This is a genomic window from Mesorhizobium sp. B2-4-15 (assembly GCF_006658505.1).
GTDB lineage: Bacteria > Pseudomonadota > Alphaproteobacteria > Rhizobiales > Rhizobiaceae > Mesorhizobium.
The window spans coordinates 136,088-146,451 of the sequence record NZ_VFUZ01000015.1; the positions used below are offsets into that span (position 1 = coordinate 136,088).

Below are 10,364 nucleotides of genomic sequence, written 5' to 3' on the forward strand. Positions count from 1 at the left end.
GCGAAACCTCCAGTACTCTTGTGACGGCTCTAGGCATTACACGATATCCAATATATTTCGATTGCCGCGTTCCATCTTGAAGCGATCGGCCCATTCTTGGCTGATCAAATCTCGCTGTTTCTGGATCACGACCCTGCTGAAATCTTGCGTGGGTTGCAATTTGACACCCATCATATTGGCCACTTCGCTGACCGCATCTAGCGGGTCGGCGACGAGTGGCTCGTATTCGATTCTCAGGGGCTGTATTCCAGTTCGCGCATAAAACATCTCCCAACGCGCCCTTTCCCGAACCAGCGCATCGAGTTGCCTCTGAATCAGTTCGGGATCAAAAACCGCTGTTTGGTTTGGCGGTTGCGTCGATCGGTACTGCCCTGTTTGGATGGCTTTCGCCCAAGATACCGCCTGCTGGAGAAGGTCTCGTCTGGAAAGATACACAAAGTGAAGATTCGGAAGCGCATCGGTCCAGTCGATTTCGCCTGAAATCCAATCATGCTGGTGCGCAAAGATTTTCAGGCCATAAATGCGATTGGATGTCGCGCCCATGGTGAGAATTTTCTCGATCTGACCGCTCACACGTTCCGGAAAGTTTGGATGATCAAAAAATCGACGAGCCCTCCAATTGAAGTATTCAAGTGGATGCCCGAGCGCCCCGGTGCTACTGAGATGCTGACAAAAGAAGTTGCTTCCCGATCTTGGCGACGTACAAATTGCATAACCTCGAATTCCGTTCGTTATTTTCAAATTTTTCCTCGCGCCTTGAGAAGTATTTTTCGAAAAAACAAAGGAAGCAGGCCGTTGTACAGCAGCTTTACCTTGCTTACAAATTCCGCAATGATTTCCAAACTATGCTCGATTCGAGATAATCTTTCCAAGGTAACTTGGCTTACGGTAACGAGCGAAACGGAAGCATCAGAGACCGAATGGATTTGGGCAGTATCAAGTCTAATCGTATTGATCTGGCCACCAAGGTCCGTCCACGCCACAGCACTCCTCTTTAGGATTTCCGTATTTGATCGCAGTAATTCCAGCAAGGCGGTCTGACGGAGTGGATCCGCCACGCCGTGCAGCTCCTTGGCAATCTGGAACCATTTGCGATGCGTAGCTGAAACGCCGATTTCTTCGATCCAGCAGGCTGTAGCGAGCGATCGTTCGTCCGCGGTCGTGGCGCCATGTTCCTGGATAGCCTGATTATAAATTCGAAGATGTTCCTCGACAAAGTAGGCCATACCTGCAACCTTCCGAAAATAAATGCAAACGGCTGCCGCATCGTCGGCGTCGAATTTCGAGATCGCTTGCAAAAGGTTGTCAACAGTGGTCGGCCTGGTCAGAAGACCGACGCCGAGGTTCATACGCCGCCATGCTGTCATGTTTTCCGTGTCAAGCAGGCCGGCGAAGCCACGCGCGTCGCAAACCACAACCGAGCATCCGACGGCGGCCGCCTCGATGGCCATGCGGGCGGTCGCAAACACGATATCGTATTGCGGCAAATCCTTTTCGAGCTGATATGAATACCGGCCTGTGGCAGGCCCCAGTTCATCAAGCTGAATGCCGCTTTTGGCGCAGGCTTCACGCACCGCCTGTTGATGCTCGAAATTCTTGGTCAGCAACAGCCCCCGCTTCGGCCTCGCGGGCAGAGAAGGTCTTTGCCTGAAACGTTCGAGGTCGACCGCGTTGAAGACGAGATCCAGTTTGTCTGCCGGCACACCGCGCGACAGGCACCTTACCTTGCACGCCTCGTCGACCGCGATCCAGCGGCGGATCTGAGGGTGAGGCATTGGAGTTTCGACCTCGAAGACGGCACTGTGACATGAAAAGACGGCTGGCACGTCAGGAAACCTTGCCAGCGCGGTCAGGCATGGGGTCAGATGCTGGGCGTGGATTACATCGGGCCTTTCGACGATCTCGGCGATCCGGTCCACGACCTGGTGTCCACGGATGCGGAGTCTATCAGCCATGTCGCCAAGCGTTGGCGCGAGCAGCATGGTTTGGTGACCCGCGCCGCGAAGTCCGTCGGCCAGCAATTCGACAACGGATTCGGAGCCGCTGTTTTGCGACACCGACAGGTTGGTAATGAGTATCCGCAAAGGTTGCCTCCTTGCCTGTTTTGCGTTGGCTATAAAGACAACAGGTGCTAGCTAGGCAGCGTTTCTTAGTTCGAAGCTGTCGACCAAACAAGTTTCCATGTGGCACCAGCGCGGGTGCCTATGCCAGTCATTGCATGGAATTCTGGCGCAGCGTGTTTCAGCGATATCCACGGGGTGGGATTGCGCGCCGAAGCTTGAGTGGAGCGATGCCGTGCCTGAAAAGTTGCAACATGTGCTAATCCTCGCACATCCGGGACATGAGCTTAGAATCCATCACTGGCTTGAGCTCAACAGGCCGCGAATCTACCTTCTCACGGATGGCTCGGGCGGACGCAACGCGGCTCGAACCCAGTTCTCACGTGAGGTGGTGGACGCCGCCGGCGCGACCGCCGGAGCGATCTTTGGAGAAACTCCTGACGCCGCGTGGTACAAGGCGTTGTTGAGCACGGATACGGGCTTCTTTGCCGACGTGCTCAGGAGAATCCGGCTCGATTTGATGGATTGTCAGGACGTTCAAGTCGTTTCCGACGCAGTCGACGGCTACAATCCAATCCACGATCTGGCCCACGTATTTGGCAATGTCCTCAATGTCTGGCTGCGCGGTGCGAGACCGGGTCGCAAGCACCTTTGTTCCGCTGCGGTTCCCAACGTGCCTGGCGTTGTCGAGGTGGAAATTCAACTGGATGCTGCTGCCCGCGCCAGAAAGATAGCTGCAGTGCAAGCCTATACGCCACTTGCCGATGAAGCCCGCCAGATTCTGGATCGCGATCCTCAATGTTTCGACAGGGAGATTCTCATCGCGCAGAATTTCGATTGGAACACCCACTGGACGCCTGAATGGGAGCGGATAGGCAAGGAGCGGGTGGCGAGAAAGCTTTACGAGAGATCCATCACCTATCGAGAAAATGTGCAGCCGATTGCGCAGCAGCTGATGTCTGAAGTCGTCTGATAGCGGCCGGAAACGGAAACACCCGTGAGTGCATCGCGCTGATTTCGAAAGAACCGGACGAGACGTCAGTGCTTCCCCCTGCTCTCTTCCTCGGTCTCGGCATAGTCGGATGTATTCGCACCGAACAGATCTTTCTCCACCACCTTGCGCCACACCGCGTCGGCGTCTTCGGAACGCGGTGGCTCGAGAGTGTCGCCCGATTTGTGTGAGCGGCGCCGAAGCCAGTTCGGGATGATTTCCTGAATCAGGCTGGTGAACTGAGCCATCGATCAACTCCTGCAAACTGCTTAGGGTTGGACCGTCGCGCGGAATCTGCCTCGGCACAGAGTGTCCAACCAGGCAAGAACCTCGCCGACGTCGGCCAGTTTGTGGCGCGCCGCGGTTTGGCCTTGCGGTTTAATACGGATCGATATGCCGTTCATCTCATTGACGGTTTCGAATCCGTTCTCATCGGATGTGTCGTCGCCAAGAAACACCGGGCATCGTTCCTTGAAAGCCGGCTCCGCCATGAAGCGCCTGATCGCCGCTCCTTTGGCCGCCTCCAGCGGCATCAGCTCGACCCCTGCATTGCCAGCCAGCACCCGATATCCCGCGGGCAGCCTCTCCAATGCCTGTTCGACCAACTGTGTCGCACGCTGAAGCAAGTGCGGCGCCGCGCGTGTATGAATGGCCAGGATCGGTCCCTTGCGTTCGATATAGACATCAGCGCTGGCCAGTTCCGCTTCGATTTCCCCGGCAAGTGCTGCAATGTCGGCCGGCTCGCCCGCCGCCTCGACCGGACCGTCACGAGCGAGCCTGTGCTCGAGACCGTAAAGCCCGGCGGCGCGCAATCGAAGGGGCTGAAAGAGATGGTCGACAGCGGCAATCGACCGTCCCGTGATAAACGCCAACGCTCCGTCCAATTGCGTTTCAAGTCTTGCCAACAGCATGCGCAACGCGTCATTGACGACCACTGCGTCAGGATGCGCGGCATGTTCAAGAAGCGTGCCGTCGATGTCCAGGAACAAGGCCCATGGCCCTTGGGGAACGTCAGGCGCGGGCAGGTTCGGAAGTATCGACATCACAGAGCCGCCACCCGCTTGCGGTCGAGCAACGATATCACGTTACGTGGAGCCACCGGAGCGGCACCGACGGCGCGATCGATTTCAATACGTTTGCGCAAGCGCGCGGCGTCGAGCAGCATGCTGCCTGCCCATCGATAGACATTGTTGTCGCGAACGACCTCACGCATGCGCTGCATGCGCTGGCGCTGCTCCTCTTGCGACATGGTCAAAGCCTGAAGCAAGACGTCGCCCATCATCGCCGCGTCATAGGGATTGACGATCAGCGCCTCAAGCAACTCCTTGGAAGCTCCAGCGAACATACTGAGCAGCAGGACACCCTGTTCGTCGTCGCGCGCCGCGACAAATTCCTTGGCGACCAGGTTCATGCCGTCATGCAGGCTTGTGACCATGCAAACATCAGCGGCGCGATAGAGCTCGTAGACCTGTTGTTGTGAGTGGTGTTCCGTCACCATCACGACGGGCGTGTAACCCTCGCGACCATAGCGCTGGTTGAGATCCTCTGCCTGACGCAGACACTCTTCATGCAACTGCTGATAAGCAGGCAAGCTTCCGCGGCTGGGCGCGGCGATCTGCAGGAACGCCACCTTGCCGATCCATTCGGGATGGAGTTTCAACAGTTCATCGAGCGCGTTGAAGCGATCAAGGATACCCTTGGTGTAGTCGAGACGTTCAACGCCCACGCACAGTCTGATATTTTCAGCCAGTCCGAATCTCTCACGAACACGCTGGCGGCATTGTGCCACGTCAGGCAATTTGCCGAGTTGCACCGGTGGCCATTCGATCGAAATCGGATACGCGTGAACCAGGCTGACCTGGCCACCGTAGGAGATGGCCGAATCCTCCCGCTCGATCCTGCTCTCGAGGAAGCGGTCGACACTGTCGATGAAGTTGTTGCAGTGGAACTGGGTGTGAAAGCCGACGATGGAACTGCCGAGCAGGCCTTCGAGAATCTTCTCGCGCCACGGGCAGATGCTGAACACCTCCGAATTCGGCCATGGAATGTGCCAGAAGGTGATGATGATCGCCTCCGGCAGGCGCTCCCGGATCATCCGCGGCAACAACGCGAAATGGTAGTCCTGGACCAGCACTATCGGCCGCTCGTTGCGGGCTTCCGCGACAACGGTGTCGGCGAATTTGCGGTTGACCGCCTCGTAGGACTCCCAATCAGAGGCGCGGAATATCGGCCGGGTGAAGGCGATATGGCACAGCGGCCAGAGGCCCTCATTGGCAAAGCCGAGATAATAGCCTTGCTGTTCTTCTTCGCTCAACCAGACACGACGCAACGTGTAGGAAGGGTTTTCGGGCGGTACCTCGACCCTGTCATTTTTGTCGACCACAAGCGTGTCGGCCGACCCACCGCCATAGGCGATCCACGTGCCTGCACAGGCACGGGTAATCGGCTCCAGGGCAGAGACAAGGCCGCTGGCGGGTACGACCAACTGTATGTCCTCTCCCTTGCGGTTGTGGATATACGGCTCCCGATTTGACACGACGATCACCTGGGCATCGGGAAGTTCCGTCGCCAATATGTGACGCAGCGTTTCGGGTGACCACTGCACCAGCGCGGCGGCGGCGGACTGCCCATTCTTCGCGAATTCCGGCAAGGGACCGCGAGCCGGCTCAACCGCCACGGCGGCAAGCTTCCTGCCCCTCTTCGCCCGCAACGTCATGGTCGCCCGCGCGATGATCAGGATGCCGACAGCTACAAGGACAAGGAGCCACAAAGCGGATGAAGGAGCGACCAGGTACGAAGTGTTGTCGGGCATTTGAAGTCGATTACCTTTTAATGGGATGCCGCAGCTGGCCTCGCCGACTGGAGTTCCGGCACCCATCGTGCGGGGGTCCAACGTTCGCGGCGCGCGATGGTTCCGATGTTTTCAGCTTCTGACCACGAGAGGCACCAGCCCCTCATGGCGATCGGCCAGGAAGGCGCCAACGCGGTCCCCTACCCGCTGAAATGTCAGATCGACAGCAACACCCGCGACCGCGAGATGGCGGACCACCAGATTGTCGATGCCGATTGGCAAGCGCGGCCGTGTCACCTGGATTTCGCCGGTCCAGCCGTCGATCTGAAGGCCGAGACACGCCTGCATGAGCATGAAGGCCGAGCCTGCCGACCAGGCCTGCGGCAAGCACGCGACCGGATAAGCGATCGGCGCCTCGCCAGGTGCGCGGGTGAAACCGCAGAACAGTTCAGGCAGCCGCATGTTGAAATGGACGGCGGATTCGAATGTACCGCTCATCAGCCGCACCACGCTGTCGCGGATGCCGTATCGCGCAAGGCCTGCCGCACAGATCGCGGTGTCGTGTGGCCAGATGGAGCCATTGTGGTACGACATCGGATTGAAGAAGATCGCGTCATCCGCCAGCGTGCGCAGTCCCCAGCCGGTGTGGAATGAAGCCGACAGCAATTGGTCAGCGACGATCCGCGCGCGATCCGGGTCGGGAAGGCCGACATAAAGCAGGTGTCCGGCATTGGACGTGCGCACCTTGCAAGGCTGGCCGTCGCCGTCCAGGGCCAGCGCATAATAGCCAAGCTCCTCCACCCAGAAATGGCTTTCGACCCGCTGACGGATTTCCTGAGCGCGCCTCTCCCAACCTTCGGCCTTCTCGTCTTCGCCGCGCAGCCGAGCCAGCTTCGCCAACCCCTGGAACGCCGCGAAAACGTAACCCTGGACCTCGACCAGCGCGATCGGCCCTTTCGGGATGCGACCGTCGGCGTGGAAAATGGAATCGAAACTGTCCTTCCAACCCTGGTTGGCGAGGCCCGATTCCGCCGCACGAAGGTAGGTGACAAATCCTGTCGGCTGGCTCGCGGCTTCGATCCATTCGGCGGCGGCGCACAGCGACGGCCACAGGCCATCGATGAAGTCCGTGTCGCCGGTGCGGTCAGCATAGGCACAGGCAAGATGGACATAGAGCGGCGTGGTGTCGACACCGCCATAGTAGCGGCCGAACGGAAGTTCGCTGAGCGCCGTCATCTCGCCCTTGCGCGTTTCGTGCATGATCTTGCCAGGCTGGGAGTCGCTGAAGGGCGAGGTTTCGGTTGCCTGGTGTTGCGCCAGAAAGGCGAGCACGCCGCGCGCCAGGCCGGGGTTGAGCCACAGCATTTGCAGCGCGGAGATCACCCCGTCCCTGCCAAAGGCCGTCGAGAACCATGGAATGCCGGCATAGGGATAGGGACCTGTCGCCAGCTCCGTGGTGAGCAGCGCCACGTCGGCACGCGCCCGTTCGATCCAGTCGTTGAACACCCTGCCGGAGCTGTGCAGCGTTGCGCCGTGGCGACGCTTGGCGCGCATGCCGAAACGCGCGCGCGCGGCCGCAGCGCGAAACCGCTCGCGTTCGGGCGTATCCCTGGCATCGGTGCCAACCTCGACATACAGCGTCTTGCGGCTGCGCTTGGTGACGGCGATGAGGAAGTCCGCTCGTTCCGAGGTCAGTTCGTCGGGCACTTGCGAAAACGATATCGCCGATTTGCGCTCGACCTTGTCCAGCCCCTCGTAGCGAAGCATCACGGAGCTCCGGCCAACCTCGGCCGTATGTGAGGTGCCCCGCTTCGGCCGCGTCGATCCACGAACTTCGAACATGTCGCGGAAATCGGCGGCAAAGCGCAGCGAAAGCAGGATGGTGGAATGTTCCCGGCCGTAGTTCGACAGCGTCAGCCGCTCATAGAGGCGATCCTGCCACAGCAGCCTGACGCGCTCGATGTGAATTGCGCCTTGCGCTATCGGCCGTCCACCCAGGGTTTCGATCGGCAGATTGGTGAGGTTGGTGGTGAACAGGACGTTGTCCTGGCTCAGCGAGGCCCCGAGGAGAGATGTCGAACGGCCACCGATCGCGAGGCGAAATTCGGAAAGCACGCGCGTGTCATCGCGGAAGAACCCGTCGCCGACACCACGGATGTCGCCATAGGCATCGGCGACGGCAAAGCAATCGCCATGCTTGAGCGCGAAGAGCCGGTGCGGCTCCCTGGGTGCGGTTTCATCGAGTGAAGCCAGCGCTATCGCCGGATCAAGCTTGCGTTCGTCGAGTTGGATGATGGTCAAGAAGACTGTTCCCGTGTTGGGTTTCCGAACGGGTGAAGGGGGCCTAGGAGGCTCTGCTTTGCTGATGGCCCTTGCTCAGCCGGGAATAGGCCGCGACATAATCCCTGGCCATTCTGTCGGCTGAAAACCGCCTCTCGAAGACCGCTCTTATTCGCCGCCTGTCGAGCTGGAGGAGAGCCGGCATCGTCGCCACAGCATCTTCAATGGTTTCGACGACGAAGCCGCTGACCCCATGATCGATGATCTCGGGCATGGCGCCGCAACTCCAGCCCATCACAGGGGTTCCGCAGGCCATGGCCTCGATCACCGCAAGGCCGAAGGGCTCGGGCCAATCGATGGGAAACAGCAAAGCTGCCGCATTGCCAAGAAACCTGCTCTTCTGGTCCTCGCCGATCTCGCCGACATATTCGACCCGGTCGCCATCGATCATCGGTTGGACGACTTCCTCGAAATAGGCGCGGTCGCCATCACCGATCTTGGCCGCGAGCTTGAGTTTCAGGCCGGTACGGCGGGCGATCTCGATCGCCCGATCCGGTCGCTTGTCACGTGACATCCGGCCGAGAAAGGCAAGATAGGAGCCATCCGATCCTGCCTCGAAATCGGGCTCATAGAGCTCGACCGGCAGCCCGTGATGGATCGTGGCCAGCCAGTTCGCGGATGCGAACCGCGCTCGCTGACTGCGGGATATCGAAATCATCGGAAACCGCGGGAACCGATCGTAGGCTTGCGGGAGGTCGGCGTAATCCAGCCTGCCATGTGGCGTCGTCACGGTGCGTTGCGGCATGTCGCGGAAAAACGGGAAATGCAGGAAATGGCTGAGATGAAAATGAATGACGTCAAAATCGTCGACCCGTTTGCGCACCTCGTCGAGCATCGACAAATGCGCCGCTATCTCGGATTTCAGCGGACGGGGATCGAGACGAAGCGCCCGTTCGCGGCATGGCACCAGATTGGCGGAGGTCTTCGTATCGCCGCTGGCGAACAGGGTCACGCTATGACCAAGGTCGACGAGAGCCTCGGTAAGGTAGGAGATGATACGCTCGGTGCCGCCATAGAGCCTTGGCGGCACGGATTCGTAAAGCGGTGCGACATGGGCAATCTTCATGGCCCGGCGTTCCCTCAATGAGCTGGTCATAGAGCGAAATGCTTCAGGCGCGGGATCGTTCCTGTCTTACGAGAAGATGGGGGCGAATGATGGCCAATTCCCCTGTTTGATGTTCGATCAAGCCCGCCCTATTTCCTGTTTGTGCTGCCGAGATCGCACGCATGGCAGCCAAGGAGGCCCAGGTGCAGGAACCGAAGGATGTTGCAGCCCGACGTCTAAGCATGATCATCGAACAATATGTCGAGGCCAGAAAACGGCGTTTTGGTTTTGTGTCGACGGACCAGGCTGCCCGAGTGATCCGTAGAATCCTGAAACCCGCTCCTTCGGACCCGGCACTCTCCGACCGCAAGCTCGATGATATGGTCGCCGCCCTCGCCGTCAAGAACGGCCTGCCCGTCTTCTTCGACCGCGGCGTCAGGGGACCCGCCGGCACCGAGGCCGACCTGAACAGAAAGGAGCCGATCATGCGAGCACCAACGGAGACCCCGGATGTTGCCGGCGCGGTGGATGCCATCCTGAGCGGTCAGACGGCCCAGCTTTCTATGAAAGCGGTGATCTCGCTGCTGCGGGAACGTACCGGCACCAAACGGTCGGACGCGGATTTGGAAGGACTGATTGCAAAGAAAGCCGCCGTTCTGCACGTTCATTTGTCGCAAAGCGGCTGAGCGGTCGATCACCTTGTGCCGCAACGGTTCATGGCGAATCAAGCGCCGGCATGTGACGTGTGAGCGACCCGAGACATAGGTGACGATTTGTACCGGACACATGGGTAACACTTTTGGCTTTTGGCCGGAGGTGTTGATGCCGTGGAGAGAGTGTTCGGTGATGGAGGAACGTCTACGTTTTGTCGCCCGCCTTCTGGATGGCGAAGGTATGAGCGAAGTGTGTCGGGAGTTCGGGATTTCCCGCAAGACCGGCTACAAGATCTTCGACCGCTATAGGGAGGAAGGGCTCGAAGCCCTATGCGACCGCTCGCGCCGGCCTGTCCGCTACGCCAACCAGCTGCCCGACCAGATCGAGCGGCTGATCGTGGAGAGCGAGCGGGAGAAGCCGCATTGGGGTGCCAGGAAGATACGCGAGTTGCTCGTGCGCAAGCTGGCTGGCGACGTCCGGATT

10 protein-coding genes are annotated in these 10,364 nt (G+C 59.3%); 3 read left to right on the forward strand and 7 right to left on the reverse strand.

Annotated elements, in window-relative coordinates:
* Nucleotides 1–36 precede the first annotated feature (36 nt).
* Together FJ930_RS19060 and FJ930_RS19065 are read right to left on the reverse strand one after the other, a co-directional pair.
* Nucleotides 37–741, reverse strand: coding sequence for a Stf0 family sulfotransferase (locus FJ930_RS19060; protein WP_181176273.1), 705 nt, complete (start codon nt 739–741; stop codon nt 37–39).
* The gene (locus tag FJ930_RS19065; protein ID WP_141839688.1) at nt 738–2,084 is read right to left on the reverse strand and encodes a glycosyltransferase; all 1,347 of its coding nucleotides are present in this window, start codon (nt 2,082–2,084) and stop codon (nt 738–740) included. The genes FJ930_RS19060 and FJ930_RS19065 overlap by 4 nt, the downstream gene beginning before the upstream one ends.
* 211 nt (nt 2,085–2,295) lie before the next feature.
* Here FJ930_RS19065 and FJ930_RS19070 point away from each other — a divergent pair, with 211 nt between their 5' ends.
* Complete coding sequence (locus FJ930_RS19070; RefSeq protein ID WP_246676956.1) at nt 2,296–3,033, forward strand: hypothetical protein; 738 nt, start codon at nt 2,296–2,298, stop codon at nt 3,031–3,033.
* Nucleotides 3,034–3,098: 65 nt separating this feature from the next.
* On the opposite strand, the gene FJ930_RS19075 is transcribed toward FJ930_RS19070, so the two are convergent.
* From FJ930_RS19075 to FJ930_RS19095, 5 genes are all read right to left on the reverse strand, one after another.
* Nucleotides 3,099–3,299: a hypothetical protein gene (locus FJ930_RS19075; RefSeq protein ID WP_141839689.1), complete on the reverse strand. Its 201-nt coding sequence runs from the start codon at nt 3,297–3,299 to the stop codon at nt 3,099–3,101.
* A gap of 21 nt (nt 3,300–3,320) precedes the next feature.
* Nucleotides 3,321–4,094 (reverse strand): trehalose-phosphatase, encoded by a 774-nt coding sequence (gene otsB, locus FJ930_RS19080; RefSeq protein WP_141839690.1) that lies wholly within the window; start codon nt 4,092–4,094, stop codon nt 3,321–3,323.
* Nucleotides 4,094–5,863 (reverse strand): trehalose-6-phosphate synthase, encoded by a 1,770-nt coding sequence (locus FJ930_RS19085; protein ID WP_140739764.1) that lies wholly within the window; start codon nt 5,861–5,863, stop codon nt 4,094–4,096. Before FJ930_RS19085 ends, otsB begins: the two co-directional genes overlap by 1 nt.
* A gap of 111 nt (nt 5,864–5,974) precedes the next feature.
* Nucleotides 5,975–8,143 carry an amylo-alpha-1,6-glucosidase gene (locus FJ930_RS19090; RefSeq protein WP_181176274.1) on the reverse strand — a complete coding sequence of 723 codons (2,169 nt, stop codon included), beginning with the start codon at nt 8,141–8,143 and terminating at the stop codon, nt 5,975–5,977.
* 43 nt (nt 8,144–8,186) lie between these two features.
* Nucleotides 8,187–9,248, reverse strand: coding sequence for a glycosyltransferase family 4 protein (locus FJ930_RS19095; RefSeq protein ID WP_141839691.1), 1,062 nt, complete (start codon nt 9,246–9,248; stop codon nt 8,187–8,189).
* A 161-nt stretch (nt 9,249–9,409) separates the two neighbouring features.
* Between FJ930_RS19095 and FJ930_RS30135 the strand changes: the two genes are divergently transcribed.
* Both FJ930_RS30135 and FJ930_RS19110 read left to right on the forward strand, forming a co-directional pair.
* Nucleotides 9,410–9,913 carry a hypothetical protein gene (locus FJ930_RS30135; RefSeq protein WP_246676957.1) on the forward strand — a complete coding sequence of 168 codons (504 nt, stop codon included), beginning with the start codon at nt 9,410–9,412 and terminating at the stop codon, nt 9,911–9,913.
* Nucleotides 9,914–10,049: 136 nt separating this feature from the next.
* The coding region (locus tag FJ930_RS19110) for a helix-turn-helix domain-containing protein (protein WP_141839692.1) at nt 10,050–10,364 on the forward strand (315 nt) is incomplete at its 3' end.